Origin of the sequence: Hoeflea sp. BAL378, assembly GCF_000759435.1 — a bacterium.
Classification (GTDB): Bacteria; Pseudomonadota; Alphaproteobacteria; order Rhizobiales; family Rhizobiaceae; genus Hoeflea.
Genome location: NZ_JRJG01000122.1, coordinates 1 through 16,350 on the forward strand (window position 1 = coordinate 1; position 16,350 = coordinate 16,350).

16 protein-coding genes are annotated in these 16,350 nt (G+C 65.9%); 12 read left to right on the forward strand and 4 right to left on the reverse strand.

Annotated elements, in window-relative coordinates; genetic code table 11:
- From LL06_RS21045 to LL06_RS21080, 8 genes are all read left to right on the forward strand, one after another.
- A partial coding sequence (locus LL06_RS21045; RefSeq protein ID WP_035531464.1) for a tryptophan 7-halogenase occupies window positions 1–973 on the forward strand: 973 nt, incomplete at its 5' end.
- Between the two features lie 141 nt (window positions 974–1,114).
- A complete protein-coding gene (locus LL06_RS21050; protein WP_201772368.1) occupies window positions 1,115–2,284 on the forward strand; it encodes a HupE/UreJ family protein in 1,170 nt (389 codons plus the stop codon).
- A 158-nt stretch (window positions 2,285–2,442) separates the two neighbouring features.
- Complete coding sequence (gene ccoG, locus LL06_RS21055; RefSeq protein ID WP_052161797.1) at window positions 2,443–4,026, forward strand: cytochrome c oxidase accessory protein CcoG; 1,584 nt, start codon at window positions 2,443–2,445, stop codon at window positions 4,024–4,026.
- On the forward strand, window positions 4,026–4,535 hold the full coding sequence (locus LL06_RS21060; protein ID WP_052161793.1) for a FixH family protein: 510 nt from the start codon (window positions 4,026–4,028) through the stop codon (window positions 4,533–4,535). Before ccoG ends, LL06_RS21060 begins: the two co-directional genes overlap by 1 nt.
- Window positions 4,532–6,883, forward strand: coding sequence for a heavy metal translocating P-type ATPase (locus LL06_RS21065; RefSeq protein WP_052161794.1), 2,352 nt, complete (start codon window positions 4,532–4,534; stop codon window positions 6,881–6,883). The genes LL06_RS21060 and LL06_RS21065 overlap by 4 nt, the downstream gene beginning before the upstream one ends.
- Window positions 6,880–7,038, forward strand: a complete 159-nt coding sequence (ccoS, locus tag LL06_RS21070; RefSeq protein ID WP_035531467.1) for a cbb3-type cytochrome oxidase assembly protein CcoS — start codon at window positions 6,880–6,882, stop codon at window positions 7,036–7,038. The genes LL06_RS21065 and ccoS overlap by 4 nt, the downstream gene beginning before the upstream one ends.
- A 164-nt stretch (window positions 7,039–7,202) precedes the next feature.
- Window positions 7,203–8,621 (forward strand): NADP-dependent phosphogluconate dehydrogenase, encoded by a 1,419-nt coding sequence (gene gndA / locus LL06_RS21075; protein ID WP_035531470.1) that lies wholly within the window; start codon window positions 7,203–7,205, stop codon window positions 8,619–8,621.
- Window positions 8,596–9,309, forward strand: a complete 714-nt coding sequence (locus LL06_RS21080; protein ID WP_345775691.1) for a YdeI/OmpD-associated family protein — start codon at window positions 8,596–8,598, stop codon at window positions 9,307–9,309. The genes gndA and LL06_RS21080 overlap by 26 nt, the downstream gene beginning before the upstream one ends.
- 229 nt (window positions 9,310–9,538) lie before the next feature.
- On the opposite strand, the gene LL06_RS21085 is transcribed toward LL06_RS21080, so the two are convergent.
- Window positions 9,539–9,775, reverse strand: coding sequence for a hypothetical protein (locus LL06_RS21085; protein ID WP_152599712.1), 237 nt, complete (start codon window positions 9,773–9,775; stop codon window positions 9,539–9,541).
- Window positions 9,776–10,378: 603 nt separating this feature from the next.
- Here LL06_RS21085 and LL06_RS27465 point away from each other — a divergent pair.
- Window positions 10,379–11,245 carry a hypothetical protein gene (locus LL06_RS27465; RefSeq protein WP_152599713.1) on the forward strand — a complete coding sequence of 289 codons (867 nt, stop codon included), beginning with the start codon at window positions 10,379–10,381 and terminating at the stop codon, window positions 11,243–11,245.
- A 138-nt stretch (window positions 11,246–11,383) separates the two neighbouring features.
- Here LL06_RS27465 and LL06_RS21095 read toward each other — a convergent pair whose 3' ends face one another.
- Window positions 11,384–11,845, reverse strand: coding sequence for a MarR family transcriptional regulator (locus tag LL06_RS21095; protein WP_035531476.1), 462 nt, complete (start codon window positions 11,843–11,845; stop codon window positions 11,384–11,386).
- A 163-nt stretch (window positions 11,846–12,008) separates the two neighbouring features.
- On the opposite strand from LL06_RS21095, the gene LL06_RS21100 reads away from it, so the two are divergent.
- Complete coding sequence (locus LL06_RS21100; protein ID WP_035531486.1) at window positions 12,009–12,695, forward strand: D-lyxose/D-mannose family sugar isomerase; 687 nt, start codon at window positions 12,009–12,011, stop codon at window positions 12,693–12,695.
- Window positions 12,696–12,836: 141 nt separating this feature from the next.
- Here LL06_RS21100 and LL06_RS21105 read toward each other — a convergent pair whose 3' ends face one another.
- The gene (locus LL06_RS21105; RefSeq protein WP_035531488.1) at window positions 12,837–13,073 is read right to left on the reverse strand and encodes a LuxR C-terminal-related transcriptional regulator; all 237 of its coding nucleotides are present in this window, start codon (window positions 13,071–13,073) and stop codon (window positions 12,837–12,839) included.
- 216 nt (window positions 13,074–13,289) lie between these two features.
- Window positions 13,290–14,318, reverse strand: a complete 1,029-nt coding sequence (locus tag LL06_RS21110; RefSeq protein WP_035531490.1) for an AraC family transcriptional regulator — start codon at window positions 14,316–14,318, stop codon at window positions 13,290–13,292.
- A 91-nt stretch (window positions 14,319–14,409) separates the two neighbouring features.
- Here LL06_RS21110 and LL06_RS21115 point away from each other — a divergent pair, with 91 nt between their 5' ends.
- Both LL06_RS21115 and LL06_RS21120 read left to right on the forward strand, forming a co-directional pair.
- On the forward strand, window positions 14,410–14,904 hold the full coding sequence (locus LL06_RS21115; protein WP_210165726.1) for a hypothetical protein: 495 nt from the start codon (window positions 14,410–14,412) through the stop codon (window positions 14,902–14,904).
- A 147-nt stretch (window positions 14,905–15,051) separates the two neighbouring features.
- On the forward strand, window positions 15,052–16,266 hold the full coding sequence (locus tag LL06_RS21120; protein ID WP_152599716.1) for an acyl-CoA dehydrogenase: 1,215 nt from the start codon (window positions 15,052–15,054) through the stop codon (window positions 16,264–16,266).
- The last annotated feature ends 84 nt before the right edge of the window (window positions 16,267–16,350 follow it).

Sequence of the window (16,350 nt, forward strand, 5' to 3'; positions counted from 1 at the left end):
GCCCGGGTGGCGCATCGGCGAAACCCTGCCGGGGGCTGCGCGGCGGGCGCTCACGGCCATCGGCGCCTGGCCGCGTTTCGAAGCGGCTGGCCATGGTGCTGCGCCCGTGAAAATCAGCCGCTGGGGCTCGGACGAGGCCGTGGCGCTCGACGCCTTCCGCGATCCCGACGGCGCCGGCTGGCGGCTTGACCGCGCCCGCTTCGAGGCCGATCTGCGCGCGGACGCCGAAGCCCGCGGCGCAATCCTGATCGCGCCGGCAAGCGTGATCTCGCTCACCCGCACGGACGGGCAATGGGAGATCGGGCTCGACAACGGCGCACGCATCTCAGCGCCGCTTGTCATCGACGCCAGCGGCCGGCGCTCGCGGCTTCTCGGCCGCTTCGGCCAGCGCCGGGCGGTGATGGACCGGCTGGTCTGCGTGCATCAGCGTGTCCGTCCGCAAGGCTCAGCCGATCCCTCGACCTACACCCAGGCCGCGCCGGATGGCTGGTGGTACACGGCGATGCTGCCCGACGGCTTTCGCCTCGTCGCCTTTCACGGCGACAACGACCAGCCGGAGTGGCGCGCCCTGCTGCGCGACGGGCCGGTGGCGGCGGCGCGGCGGATCGAGGGTCTCGCGGAGATGGTCGGTGCGCCCGATGCCGGGGAGATGCAAGCGCCGCAAGCCTGCGCCGCCAACAGTGCGGCGGGCAGCGCCGCGGGGCAGGGCTGGCTCGCCGCCGGCGACAGCGCCATCGCCCTCGACCCGTTGTCGTCGCAGGGCCTGTTCAATGCGCTGGTCACCGGCATCGAGGCGGGCGAGGCGGCGCTCGCCCTGCTTGACGGCGACGGGAGCGCGATGCACGCGCATGCGGCGCGGGCCGGACGAATCTGGCAGGCCTATCAGGCCCATCACGCCACCTATTACGGTATGGAGCGGCGCTGGCCGGACGCGCCGTTCTGGCGCCGGCGGCTGGGCGCCGCCGCGGCCTAGCGCGGCCGGCAATCCACTGCCCCGGACCCGGAAAACGATCCGAAACCGGGTCAGGCACTGGACGGGGAGCCGGTGCTGATCCAAATAGACACTCCACAGCCAAGACGGCCGTTGACCGCTCTCCAGCCCCGGGTCCCGATCATGCCGCTCCGTTTCCCTTCGACGCTCCAAGCCGCCGCCCGTGCGGCCGCGAGCCTGCTCATCGCCCTCTGCCTGTTCGCGGCGGCGGGTTCGGTCGTCCGCGCCCACGAGATCCGGCCGGCGATCGTTGATCTCACCTTTCCCGGCGACGGCGCGGTCCGGCTCGAGATGTCGCTGATCCTGGAGGCGGCGCTGGCCGAGATCGGCGTCGAGCACGCCGACACCGACGACAGCCCCAATGCGGGGCGCTACGACGAGCTGCGGCGTCTCGACGAGGCCGCGCTGGCGGCGGAATTCGACCGTTCCACCGCCCGCTTTCTCGAGGGCGTGCGACTGGTGGCGGGCGAGGCGAGCATTCCGCTCGAGATCGTCGGGGTCGACCTCGAGCCAATCGGCGACACGGATGTGGCCCGGCTGAGCCGCATCACGCTCGCCGGCGCGCTGCCGCCGGGCGCGGGCGAAGTGTCCTATTCCTTCGATCCGGCCTTCGGCCCGAGCGTCATCCGGGTGCCAGACAAGGACGGCGCCTACAGCTATTCGGTCTATCTCGACGACGGCAGCCCGAGCGCGCCCATCCCGGTGGAAGGCGGCCTCAGCGTCAGCGCCGCCCAGGTGTTCGTCGACTATATCGGCATCGGCTTCACCCATATCGTGCCCAAGGGGCTCGACCACATCCTGTTCGTGGTCGGGCTGTTCCTGCTGTCGCCGCGGCTCAAGCCGCTGCTGATCCAGATCACCGCCTTCACGCTCGCCCATTCGGTGACGCTGGCGCTCGCCATGCTGGGATGGATCTCCCTGCCCGCGAGCATCGTCGAGCCGCTGATCGCCGCCTCGATCATCTTCATCGCGGTCGAGAACATCGCGACCAGCCGGTTGAGCCCCTGGCGGCCCTTCGTGGTGTTTGGCTTCGGCCTGCTGCACGGGCTCGGGTTCGCCGGGGTGCTGACCGAATTCGGCCTGTCGCCGGCGCATTTCGTGAGCGGTCTTATCGGCTTCAATGTCGGCGTCGAGATCGGCCAGTTGACGGTGGTCGCCGCCTGCTACGCGCTGTTCGGCGCCTGGTTCTCGGATCGGCGCTGGTACCGCGCCCGCGTCACCATCCCGCTGTCGCTGGCGATCGCTTGCATGGCCGCCTGGTGGTTCGCCGAGCGCACCGGCCTGATCGCCTGAGCCGCGGCGGGGCTTCCGGCCAGGCGCGCCGCAGCGCTCGCGCAAACCGCCTGCGACCTAATGCTGCACCGGCGATGTAGCTTTGGCCGCTTGATCTTGATCAAGGCGTGGGCAGGGTGGCAAAGGCATGGTGCGGTCCAAATCAATGGTGCCCGATGATGAACACGCAAACGCCCCTCGACGCCTCGGACGAGCTCGATCAGATCGAACGGCTTGAAGCCGAATCGGTCAATGCTGCCTGGAAGCGCAAGCCGCTCTACGAAGCGCGCAAGAAGATCTTCCCCAAACGCGCAGAGGGGACCTACCGCCGGTTCAAGTGGCTGGTCATGCTGGTCACGCTCGGCATCTACTACATCACGCCCTGGCTGCGCTGGGACCGCGGGCCCTATGCGCCGGACCAGGCGGTCCTGCTCGACGTGGCCAACCGCCGGTTCTATTTCTTCTTCATCGAGATCTGGCCGCAGGAGTTCTTCTTCGTCGCCGGCCTTCTGGTGATGGCCGGGTTCGGGCTTTTCCTGATCACCTCGGCCGTCGGCCGGGCGTGGTGCGGCTACACCTGTCCGCAGACGGTCTGGGTCGACCTGTTCCTGGTCGTCGAGCGCGCGATCGAGGGCGACCGCAACCAGCGCATGAAGCTCGAGGAGGCGCCCTGGAGCGCTTCCAAGATCGCCAAGCGGGTGCTCAAGCACTCGATCTGGATCCTGATCGGGGTCGCCACCGGCGGCGCCTGGATCTTCTATTTTGCCGACGCGCCGACGCTCCTCGTCAATTTCGTGACCGGCAACGCGGCGGCGGTCGCCTATATCACCGTGGCGATCCTGACGGCGACGACCTACACGTTCGGCGGGCTGATGCGCGAGCAGGTGTGCATCTACATGTGCCCCTGGCCGCGCATCCAGGCCGCCATGCTCGATGAGAACTCGCTGGTGGTGACCTACAATGACTGGCGCGGCGAACCGCGCGGACGCCACGCCAAGAAGGCCGCGGCGCTCGGCCTGGTGCAGGGCGATTGCGTCGACTGCAACGCCTGCGTCGCCGTCTGCCCGATGGGCATCGACATAAGGGACGGCCAGCAGCTCGAATGCATCACCTGCGCGCTGTGCATCGACGCCTGCGACGCGATCATGGACAAGCTCGACCGGCCGCGCGGGCTGATCTCCTACGCGACTTTGGCCGATTACGCCGACAACATGGCGCTTGCCACCGATCCGCAGACCGGCGCGCTCGACCCGCGGCGCGTGCGCACCGAGAGCGGCGGCTTCGTCGATGCGGTCAAGCATTTCAACTGGCGCATCATCTTCCGCGCCCGCTCCTTGCTCTACATGGGCGTGTGGTCGGCGGTGGGCCTGGGGCTCGTCTTCGCGCTGCTGTCGCGCGACCGGCTCGAGGTCAACGTGCTGCATGACCGCAACCCGCAATTCGTGCTCGAATCCAACGGCGACATCCGCAACGGCTATTCGGTCAAGATCCTCAACATGATTCCGGAAAAACGGGTGATCTTCCTGTCGATCGAGGGCCTGCCGGGAGCGACGATGCGGATCCCGGGCATCGACCAGCCGGCCGGCGTGTCCTTCGCCATCCCCGTCGATCCCGACCGCCTGCGCGAGCTCCGCGTCAATGTGCAGCAGCCCAAGGAATTCGTGTCGTCGGAGACCGTGACGTTCCGCTTCGTCGCCGAGGACAAGTCCAGCTTCGAACGGGACAGCTACACCGCCAACTTCCATGCGCCGGGGACCAAGTGATGCAGATGATCCGCTCGATATTCCAGCCCAAGGAATTCACCGGCAAGCACATGCTGTTCACCATGGTGGCGTTCTTCGGCGTCATCATCACCGTCAATCTGGTGATGGCGCGCTACGCCATCACCACCTGGAGCGGGCTGGTGGTGCCCAACACCTATGTGGCGAGCCAGGAATTCAACGCCAAGGCTGCGGAATCGCGCGCCGTGGCGGCCCTGGGCTACCGCATGAAGCTTATGCCGGGCGTCGACGGCTTGGCGATCGATTTCGTCGATTCCGCCGGTAGGCCGGCGCTCGCCGACAGCATGATCGCCGAGTTGCGCCGCCCGGTGGGCGAGCACCAGGACCGGGAAATGGTGCTGGAGCGCGGCAGCGACGGCATCTACCGCGCCGCGGGCGAACTGGCGGAGGGCGAGTGGATCGCCACCGTGACCGCCATCCGTGACGGCCAGACGCTCTACAAACGCGGGCGGCGGTTCCATGTTCAGGCCGACGGGAGCATGCGGCCGTGAGCTGTTGTGCGGCGGGAACCGAAAGCGCTGCGGAACTCGAGGCGCTGAAGACGGAAGGTCCGTCGGCCGAGGAAATGTGGCTGTCGAGCCGGCCGCTCGGCGACGGCCTGCGCCAGGTCGACCTGATCGTCCCCGGCGTCCATTGCGGCGCCTGCATCGCGCTTCTGGAAAAGGAACTGCCTTCGATCAGGGGCGTCGACCATGCCCGCGTCAATCTCTCCACCCGCCGCGTGTCGGTGGTGTTCGGCGCGCGCGACGCCGGCGCCGATGACGCGGCCAAGGCAGGCTACCATCCCGAAACGGTGCTGACGGCGCTGGGCGAGAAGCTCAAGGCGCTCGGCTATCCGGCGCATCTGCCCGGCGGCGCCGACGAGACCGCCGATCCGGCGATGCGCGAATTGCTCAAGGCGCTGGCGGTGGCGGGCTTCGCCTCGATGAACGTGATGCTGCTGTCGGTCTCGGTCTGGTCCGGGGCGGAAGCGGCGACGCGCGACCTGTTCCACTGGATCTCGGCGCTGATCGCAGCACCCGCGCTGATCTATTCGGGACGGGTGTTCTTCGCCTCGGCCTGGGGCGCGCTGCGGCATGGCCGCACCAACATGGACGTGCCGATCTCGCTTGGCGTTGGCCTCGCCTATGCGATCTCTCTCTACGAGACCATCACCCATGGCGCGCACGCCTATTTCGACGCCTCGGTGACGCTTTTGTTCTTCCTGCTCGCCGGCCGCACGCTCGATCACATGATGCGCGAGAAGGCCCGCTCGGCGGTGCGCAACCTGGTGCGGCTGTCGCCGCGCGGCGCGATGGTGATCCGCGACACTGGCGCGCGCGAATACCTGGCGCTCGACGAGATCGAGCCGGGCATGCGGCTCGCGATCGCGCCGGGCGACCGGGTCCCGGTCGACGCAAGGGTCGTGTCGGGCCGGTCGGACATGGATTTCGCCGTGGTCAATGGCGAGAGCGCGCCGCAACTGGTGGAAGCCGGGTCGCTCACGCCCGCGGGCACGCTCAATCTCACCGGATCGCTGGTGCTCGAGGCCACCCGCAGGGCCAGGGAGTCGTTCCTCGCTGAAATGGTGGCGATGATGGAGGCGGCCGAAAGCGGCCGCGCCGGCTACCGGCGGATCGCCGACCGGGCCTCGGCGATCTATGCGCCGGCGGTGCATCTTCTGGCGCTCGGCACCTTCATCGGCTGGATGATGGTGTCGGGCGACTGGCGCATGGCGATGCTGACCGCGGTGGCGGTGCTGATCATTACCTGTCCCTGCGCCCTGGGGCTGGCGGTGCCGGTGGTGCAGGTGGTGGCGGCGGGACGGCTGTTCGAGAACGGCATCATGGTCAAGGACGGCTCGGCCATGGAGCGGCTGGCCCAGGCCGACCATGTGGTGTTCGACAAGACCGGCACGCTGACGCGCGGCAAGCCGCTGCTGATCAATGCCGCGTCGGTCGCGCCGGAGCATCTTGCGCTCGCGGCGCGGATCGCGCGGGCCTCGCGGCATCCGCTGAGCCAGGCGCTCGCCGCGTTCGACGCGGCCGGCGATGGGCTGCCCGGGTTGCACATCACCGAGACCCCCGGCGACGGGGTGGAGGCGATCACCGACGACGGCGATGTCTACCGTCTCGGCCGCGCCGTCTTCGCGCTCGACGCGCGCGACGCTGGCGTCGAGCGGGCCGCGGATGCGAGCCAGGTGATCCTGTCGAAGAACGGCGCGTTCCTCGACATCTTCCTGTTTTCCGACCAGGTGCGCCGCGGCGCCGCCCAGGCGGTGGCGCGGCTCAAGGCGCTCGGCGTCGACGCCGAGATCCTGTCGGGCGACCGCGAGGCGCCGGTCAGGGCGCTCGCAGGCGAGCTCGGCGTCAGCGCCTATGTCGCCGGCGTCAGGCCGCGCGGCAAGGTCGACCGGATCAAGGCGCTGACCGCGGAGGGCCACAAGCCGCTGATGGTCGGCGACGGATTGAACGACGCCCCGGCGCTGTCGGCGGCGCATGTCTCGATGGCGCCGGCGAGTGCGGCCGATGTCGGGCGGATGGCCGCCGATTTCGTGTTCCTGCACGATTCGCTCGAGGCGGTGCCGCTGGCGATCGAGGTCTCGCGCAAGGCGGGCAGCCTGATCCGGCAGAATTTCGCGCTCGCCGTGGCCTACAACTGCATCGCCGTTCCGGCCGCGGTGCTCGGTCACGCCACGCCGCTGATCGCGGCCTTGGCGATGTCGTCCTCGTCGATCCTGGTGGTGCTCAATTCGCTGAGGCTGAGGCGCAAGACAAGGGTCGAGGGCTTCGCCCGGCCGGCGGCGCCGGAACCGGTGTCGCGCGCCGCGGCCGCCCCGGAGCTCGGGGCGCGGGTATGAACAACCTCATCTTCCTCATTCCGATCGCGCTGTTTCTGGGCGCCCTGGGCCTCGGCGCATTCCTGTGGTCGATGAAGAGCGGCCAGTACGAGGATCTCGAGGGCGCCGCCTGGCGGATTCTCGACGATGACGACGACAGGCCGAAACAGGACTGATCCGGCGTCCCGCCGGTCCGCCACGCCCTCCGGGACAAGGCCCGACGCGCCCGAAAGCCGGGGATAGCTCGCTCCACCCGCCCGTGAGCCCGCCGAGAGGCTTGCCGCATGCCGCCGCTTGCGCCACAACTTCGGGCGGGAAACCGGCGAAGGGGGCATTACGCATGGCTGAAGCGGAAATCGGCGTCATCGGGCTTGGCGTCATGGGCGCGAACCTGGCGCTCAACATCGCAGACAACGGCTACCACGTCGCCGTCTACAACCGGACCACGTCGCGCACAGAGGCCTTCGCCGCCTCCGCCGGCGCGCTGTCGGAGCGGATCACCGCCTGCGCCACGCTCGAGGACTTCGTCGCCGCGATCCGGCCGCCGCGTCCGGTGATCATCATGGTCAAGGCCGGCGAGGCGGTGGACGAGCAGATCGCCGCACTCACGCCGCTGATGCAGGCAAACGACATCATCATCGACGCCGGCAACGCCAATTTCCGCGACACGATGCGCCGCTTCGAGGCACTCGAGGGCTCGGGCCTCACCTTCATCGGCATGGGCGTGTCGGGCGGCGAGGAAGGCGCGCGGCACGGACCGTCGATCATGGTCGGCGGCGCGGAAACCGCCTGGAAGCGGGTCGAGCCGGTGCTCACCGCGATTTCGGCCAAGTACCGGGGCGAGCCCTGCGCCGCCTGGCTCGGCGAGAACGGCGCCGGCCACTTCGTCAAGACCATCCACAACGGCATCGAATATGCCGACATGCAGATGATCGCCGAAGTCTATGGCGTGATGCGCGACCACCTGATGATGGACGCGCCGACGATCGCGGCGGTGTTCTCGGCCTGGTCGACCGGGCCGCTCGATTCCTACCTGATCGACATCACCGCCGAAGTGCTCAAGGTCCACGACGCCGCCACCGGCCGGCCGATCGTCGACATCATCGTCGACGCCGCCGGCCAGAAGGGCACCGGCCGCTGGTCGGCGATCGAAAGCCAGATGATGGGCGTGCCGGCCACCGCGATCGAGGCGGCGGTGGCGGCGCGGTCGCTGTCGGCGATGCGGGCCGAGCGGGCGCGGGCCGAAAAGGCCTTCGGACTGCCCGCGCAGCAGGGCCGCCGCAACGGCCAGGAGGTGATCGCCGATCTCGAAAGCGCGCTGCTCGCCGGCAAGATCGCCGCCTACGCGCAGGGCTTCGCGGTGATGGCGGCCGCGTCGCGGGAGTTCGGCTGGAACCTGCCGATGCAGACGATCGCGCGGATCTGGCGCGCCGGCTGCATCATCCGCTCGCGCTTCCTGGGCGAGATCGCCACCGCCTTCGGCACCGATCCCGACGTGCCCAACCTGACGCTGGCCCCGGCGTTCTCGAAAATGATCCTGGACACCGACGCCGGCCTGCGCCGGATCGTCTCGGAAGCGGCGCTGAACGGCCTGCCGGTTCCGGCGCTGTCGAGCGCGCTTGCCTATTTCGACACCTACCGCCGCGCCCGCGGCACAGCGAATCTCATCCAGGCGCAGCGGGATTTCTTCGGCGCCCACGGCTTTGCGCGGCTTGACGCCGATGGCGAGCATCATGGACCATGGGGCGGGCAGGGGTAAGCCGCAGGGCCTGCCCGGTCACCGGGTGAACCGGCGGTCGCGGATCGTGCGAGGGCATGTGCCGATGATGATCACCGACGTCGAGGATTTCTTCACCCGAGGCTGCGGTCGCTGCGCCCGCTTCGACACGCCGGATTGCTCGGTCAGGCAATGGACCGCGGGGCTAGCCGCGCTGCGCCGCATCTGCCGCGCCATGAAGCTCGAGGAAACCGTCAAGTGGGCGCACCCGTGCTACACCCATGCCGGGCGCAACATCGCCATCATCGGTGCCCTGCGCGGCGATTTCCGCCTGAGCTTCTTCAACGCGGCCCTGATGAAGGATCCAGACGGCGTGCTCGAGCGGCAGGGGGAGAACACGAAACACCCCGACATGATCCGTTTCAGGAGCAACGAGCAGGTGGACGAGAGGGAAGCCAACATCCGCGCCTATCTCGCAGAAGCCATGGCCTATGCGGAGCAGGGTCTGAAGCCGCCGAAGGAGGAGGGCGGGTTCGACCTGCCCGACGAACTGGTCGAGGCGCTCGACGCCGATCCCGACCTGGCCGAGGCCTTCCACGCGCTCACCCCCGGCCGCCAGAGAAGCTACGTGATCGCGCTGGGCTCCGCCAAGACAGCGCAGACCCGCCTTAACCGGATCGCCAAATTCCGCGACAGGATCATCGCCGGCAAGGGCGCGATGGAGCGTTAGGCATGAGCGTTAGGCATGGAGCGAGACGGCAGCTGCCGCCGCGCGCGCTTCACCGCCAGGCTGATCCGAGCCCAACGCGCGTTTTTCGGCGCCCAGGGCTTTGCGCGGATCGGCACGGGCGGGCACGACGGACCTCGGGGCGGGGAGGGGTGACGGGCTGCAGCCCGCGATGCCGGCCCGTCACCGGGTCATCGTCGCTTCGGTGCTGCCGGCAACGGGCCGGACGGCCTCAGGCGGTCGCAGCGGTGGCGGCGTCGCGGAAGCCCGCATCGACGCTGGCCAGGCGATAGTGAAAGCCGTTGCGCATCTTGTTGTGCGCCAGCCGCCCGGCCTCGACCACCGCGGCGTCGACGGACGGGAACTCGACCCAGTTTCCCTCACGCGTCTCGTCCGACTTGTAAGTCTCGCAGAGAACCCTGGCCCCCGGCCGGCTTCCGGCCTCGATGGTAATTTCGCAGACGGTCAAGGATCTCTTGATGTGCCGCTCCAGAAAGATCGTCTGAAACAGGTCCCGGACCCCGATGTTCTTTTCATCCGCCGGAGAAGGCATAAGCATATCGTCCATATATCCCCGAAACCCCATGCAAGGCCCCCACCGAATCGGTTGCAGACACCATCCACGCGCCGTCTTATTTAAGCATTCCATAATTTTCTTGATTACGTCAATTTGCCAGAACTGTTCATTGAGTTTTGACAGGAACGGCGGGGGTTGGGAGTACTCGGTTGCGACGGGGAGTGGGGTGGGGATGCTTGGGGAGAGGCTTGAGGGTATTTTGGGGTTGATGGGGGTTTGCGCACCATTTTGGACGTAACTCAACAGCTACGTCGTTCCCCCACGCTTCACCGCGGAAGAAGACTCCATCACAACGATTGACTGTCCGGATAACGAGCTGGATTTTCAGTAGCGGTAGAACCCAAAGAGGTCGCGCTAATCAGAGCAGCCCTGGCGAAGGTTGACTCCGAATATCAGCAGGAAGGCGTTTAAACCCCCAAGTTAAAGAAGCTTAGTTATTGACAGTGCTCTCGGTGCGCGACACGCTCAAACGGTGTTAAATAGAGCAACAACTGAATGCAAGCTTTTCAGTCGCACGTATCATTTCAATGTCCTACCTGTGACAAAATATCGTCTGGTCCTGTCGAAATCCCAGAGCCGGATTGGTCGGCAGCAGAGAGTTCCAGTGATCTGAATTCCGAGGGTCAAATCAACGTCACATGCACCGAATGCGACGAGGAGTTTCCCGCGTATGTCTTCAACAGCGCCGGAAACGTCCACATTAAATTCGACGACCATCCCAACCTAAGGGTGTCAGCGGATGACGCATTTTATTCACTTGAGGAAAGCGTTTGGCCAGAACCGGAAATTCCTTCCGACCCTTGGTCAGTTTTCGCGGGTCTCCGCTCCGAGGTCCACGTTTGGCTCAAGAATCACGGCGACGAATACGGAGGTGCCCTTATCAATCGAATGCTGTTCGCGTCGCTAATCAGCGGTCTTGAAGCATTTTTGAGCGACACGCTTCTCAATGCTGTTTCTGAGCGAAAGGAAGCCCAGTTGCGCCTCGTGAAGCATGACAAAGACGTACTTACAATGAAGTTCACTCTGGCAGAGGTTCTTGAAGAACCTAATCTAGTTATCGAGACCATAACTACGCACTTACGCGATATCAGCTTTCATAATCTCCCCAGAGTGAATGCTCTCTATCGTGCTGCGTTGGATATTGATTTCTTTAATCTGCTTGAAAAAAAAGAGGTTGCGGCTCTAAACAAGGCGGTCGAACTTCGACATCACGTCGTTCATCGCAATGGGCGCGATAAGGACGGAAATCCCTTGGAAAACTTCACGCCTGCTTACGTGAAATCTGTTTTAAAGCTGACTGAGGCTTTGGTTCACAAGCTGGATGAAGCGGTGAATCTAGATGACGATCTCTTCCCCATCTAGTTCGAGAATGTAACCGGCAGGACTTCCAGTTTAGTGATATTATACCGCTGCTTTACTCTTTTGCGTTTTGCAATCAGTCAGACCGCGGACGCCCCCATCCCACTCATCCTGGCCAAAGCCCGCCGTCCACCCAGCCCCTCACTCCCCAAGCCGCGCCTCGATGGCGCTGATCCCGGCCGAGAGCTGCTCGGCATTGGCCTGGCCCAGCGTGGCGATGAGCTTGGCCTCGTAGCGGCGGGCGAGCTGGACCAGCTCCATGTAATGGCTGCGGCCGTCGCGGGTGAGTTCGAGATGCTCGACGCGGCGATCGGATTCGTCGACCTGGCGGGTGACCCAGCCGCGGTCCTCCAGCGTCTTGATGGCGCGGCTCACCTTGGTCTTGTGCATGGAGGAATGCAGGCCGATCTCGGTGGCCGTGATCCGGTTGAACTGGCCGATCGTCGCCAGCGTGCGCCATTCCGGCCGGGTCATGCCGTGGCGCTTGCGGTAGAGGGCCGCGAACTGCCGGCTGACATTTTCCGCCGCACGCGCCAGCCGGTAGGGCAGAAATCCCTCGAGCGCCAACGGCTCGTTCTCCGCAACATCGGCATGCGGTCTCATGGGCGATGTCATTCTCGGCGGTCACTTCCTGTTGGTTGCTTCTGTAACGAACGGCTCTAGCGCATAAACGGAAAGTATAGACTGCGCAATTGCAATGCGCCGGGCAAGGTTCTAGTTCTTCATATAATCGATTTGAAACCCGGCAGGCGCCGCGGAGGACAGCATGGAACGCAGCCAGATCAACGAAATACTCTCGGAAAGCGACCGTTTCATCCGCTCATTCGGCTATGTCATGCCGCCTTTCGCCTATTGGAGCCCCGAGGAGATGCGGATCCGCACCGGAACGGACGCGGGCGACATCCGCGCCAACCGGCTGGGCTGGGACATCACCGATTACGGCCAGGGCAAGTTCGAGGAACTCGGCCTGTTCCTGTTCACCGTGCGCAACGGATCGGCCGCGGACCTGGCCCAGGGCCGGGGCATGCTCTACGCGGAAAAGATCATGATCTCGCGCGACCGGCAGCTCTCGCCGATGCACCGGCACAATATCAAGGCCGAGGACATCATCAACCGCGGCGGGGCCACGCTGGTGCTGGAACTGTTCGCTTCGCGCGAGGACGGGTCGATCGACCCGGCGGCTCCGGTGGAGGTTCTCACCGACGGGGTGAGGCGCAGGCTCGATGCCGGCGGCCGGCTCAGGCTCGATCCGGGCGAAAGCGTGACGCTGATGCCCGGCGTCTGGCATGCCTTCTGGGGGGAGGGCGGCGATGTGCTGATCGGCGAGGTGTCGACCGTCAATGACGATCTCACCGACAATGTGTTCCGCGAGCCGATCGGCCGCTTCTCGACGATCATCGAGGACGAAAAGCCCCGGCATCTGCTGGTGTCCGACTACGACGCCTGGCTCTAGGCCCTTTCGGGCGAAGCCTGCGGGGAAGAAGTGTGGACATCAGCCGGAGCCCCGCCTGGCTCCGGCTGATGTCCTGGGAAAACCGCGCCTCGGACCCGGTCCCGCCCCCTAAGGCAGGTGGGCAGCGATTTTCCGTTGGGGTCAGTCCTGGCCCGGCTTAAGGTAGCCAAGCCTGTTGGCCTTGGCCAGACCGGCCATCCGGTTTGGCACGCGCAGCTTCAGCATCACCACCGAGAGCACGGAGGCGACTTCGGCAGCCGTCAGTTCGAGTTCCGCGCCGATTTCCGCGTCGGTGCGGCCTTCAGCGCATTTGCGAAGGCACTTCATCTCGGTGCGCGTCAGGGGCAGGGAGCCCTGCTCGTTTCCCAGATCCATCATGGTGTCCTTTCCGTGCGGGATGCCGTCGGGGGCGACCGAACCGCAAATCGCGGCGGACGTCAGTCCACCGCGATGCATCACCGCTAGCGATTGATATGTTGGCGAGCTTATGCCCTGTCCGGCGTCGCAATGCCTTCACGCGGCGCGCCAAAATTGATGGGCGGGCCGTCCGGCGCGCAAGGCGGCGGGGCGGGGTGCGCTTCGTGCCGGCGCGGGTCAGGCGGCCTTGCGGTGCTTTTGCCGGAACTCGCTCGGCGTCATGCCGTACCAGCGGATCGCCGAGCGGGTGAAGGCCGCGGGCGCGGAAAAGCCGAGCTTGTAGCCGATGCTCGAGAGGGTCAGGCCGGTCTCCAGCAACAGCCGCCCGGCCATCTCCTTGCGGCACTCGTCGACGATGGCCTGCATGCTGGTCCCGGCCTCCGTCAGCCGGCGCTGCAGCGTGCGCGGGCTGAGCCCGAGCCGCTCGGCTTCATGGGCAAGCGTCAGCGTGTCGCTCGCCAGGTTCTCGGCCACGTGAAGCCGGACGGCGGCCACCGGGTCATTGGCGTCGATGCGGCGCGGGGCGATCGCCTCCATCTGCTGCGACATCATCGCAAACAGCCGCACGTCGGCCGAGGCATTGGTCCGGCCGAGCAATTCGGTCGGCAGGATGAGTGCGTTGACGGGTGCGCCAAAGCTCACGTTCGGAGTTAGTAACTGTTTGTGTAAAATTGTATTTATCGGTTTCTTGCGCTCCAGCTCGATGCGGATCTGGCGGACGTCGTCGCCCAGGATGTTGCGCAGGTGATTGAAGGTCTGGGCGGTGCCGAGATCGACGAACTGGGCGCGGTGCAGGATCAGCGGAGAGTAGGTCCATTCGAAATGCGCCGCGCGCGGACCGAATTCCAGGGTGCAGATGCTGGTCTCGCTGATCTTGCTGAGATTGCGGCCCATGAACACCAGGCAGTCGCGCAAGGTGGGCGCGTTCATCATGGCGTAGCCGAAGGGACCCGACGCGCCGCGCTCGAATCCGGCGACCGATTTCAGGCCAAACGTGTCGTCGCCGGAGATCAGCGCCAGGGCCTCCATGTAGCGGCACACCCGGTCCAGGCTGACGCGTTCGCCGATCAGGTTGAACCGCGCCGGATCCAGGCCGCAGGCATGGGCGATCGGGTCGGACTCCAGGCCGATGCTCGCCGCGTAGCGGCTGATGCCGGAGGCCAGACCGGCGGCCACTTCGAACTGATCAGCCAGTGTCGGCTTCATGAATATGGCGTCCAGGGTTAAGAGTTCGGCGCGACAAGTAAACGCTGAAGCGGCGACGCTGTCGAGATCAAAGCTATGCTAGGATTTGTGAATGCACGGATATGAGTATGTTTTCCGCATGAACGGTCAGACAAACCCGTCAGCTTTTGAATTGCCGGCCAACGCGCCGCAGAGGATTCGCAGATTCCACGACCTGTGGATCGAGAAGGGCGCCGGCGCCTTGCCCGATGCCTCCCATTTCGACGTCGCCGAACTCGGCGCCGACTTTCCCTTGCTGGCCCGCATCGGCGTCGACGGTCAGACGCTGATCTGGCGCGACTTCGTCCACACCCAGAGCTGGCCGTTCGGCCCGCCCGTCAAGGACGCCCCGGTGGAAGGCTCGGTGCCGCCGCTGAGCGTCAAGCGCGTCCTCGCCGCCTTCCAGGAGACGCTCGAGAGCGCCATCCCCGACTATTTCGAGACCACCTCGTGGATGCAGGGCGGCCGCACGGTGTCGCTGGCGCGGCTGGTCGCGCCGCTTACCACGGGCGCCGGGCGGGAGCTGATCGCGCTGTGGGAGATCATGGAGCCGCCGGCGGTTCCGTGACGGCCGGCCCGGTCGGCGTCTCCCGCGGAAAAATATTTTAAGCCTATAGTATCTCGGAAAATCCCTGTTAAAAAGGATGCGAGCCTGTAATGTGCCGCGATCAGGGGCGGACACCGCCCGATCTGGAAAAAATATGGAGTTTTTGAGATGTCCGTGTCGCCAGCCGTATCGATCAAATCCGCGAAATCGCCGTTCCAGTGGGACGACCCGTTCCTGATCGCCGATCAGTTGAGCGACGAGGAACGGATGATCGCGGATGCTGCTGCGGCCTTCGCCGCCGACAAGCTCGCGCCGCGGGTGACGGACGCCTATCTCAACGAGACCACGGATCCCGAGATCTTCGCGGAAATGGGCGCGGCGGGCCTGCTCGGCGTCACGGTGCCGGAAATCTACGGCGGCGCGGAAGCGGGTTACGTTTCCTATGGCCTGGTGGCGCGCGAGGTCGAGCGGGTCGATTCGGGCTACCGCTCGATGATGAGCGTGCAGTCGTCGCTGGTCATGTACCCGATCCAGGCCTATGGCAGCGAGGAGCAGCGGATGAAATATCTGCCCAAGCTCGCCAGCGGCGAATGGATCGGCTGCTTCGGCCTGACCGAGCCGGACGCCGGATCCGATCCCGGCGGCATGAAGACCCGCGCCAGGAAGACCGAGGGCGGCTATGTGCTCACCGGCTCGAAGATGTGGATCTCCAACGCGCCGATCGCCGATGTCTTCGTGGTCTGGGCGAAGTCCGAATCGCACGGCAACGAAATCCGCGGTTTCGTGCTGGAAAAGGGCATGAAGGGCCTCTCGGCGCCCAAGATCGGCGGCAAGCTTTCGCTTCGCGCCTCGATCACCGGCGAGATCGTCATGGACAATGTCGAGGTCGGCGAAGAGGCGCTGTTGCCGAACGTCTCCGGCCTGAAGGGTCCGTTCGGCTGCCTCAACCGGGCGCGCTACGGCATTTCCTGGGGCGTGATGGGGGCGGCGGAAGACTGCTGGCACCGGGCGCGGCAGTATGGCCTCGACCGGCACCAGTTCGGCAAGCCGCTCGCCGGCACGCAACTGTTCCAGAAGAAATTGGCCGACATGCAGACCGAGATCGCGCTTGGGCTGCAGGGTAGCTTGCGCGTCGGCCGGCTGATGGACGAGGGCCGGTTCGCCCCGGAGATGATCTCGCTCGTCAAGCGCAACAATTGCGGCAAGGCGCTCGACGTCGCGCGCGCCGCCCGCGACATGCACGGCGGCAACGGCATCCAGGCCGAATACCACGTCATGCGCCACGCCCAGAACCTCGAGACCGTCAACACCTACGAGGGCACCCACGACGTCCACGCGCTGATCCTCGGCCGGGCGCAGACCGGCATCCAGGCGTTCTTCTGAGCGCCGCTGACGCTCCAGGCGCAAGCGCCAGCGTCGAACCCCATCTCCCCCCTTGCGGGGGAGATGTCACGCAGTGACAGAGGG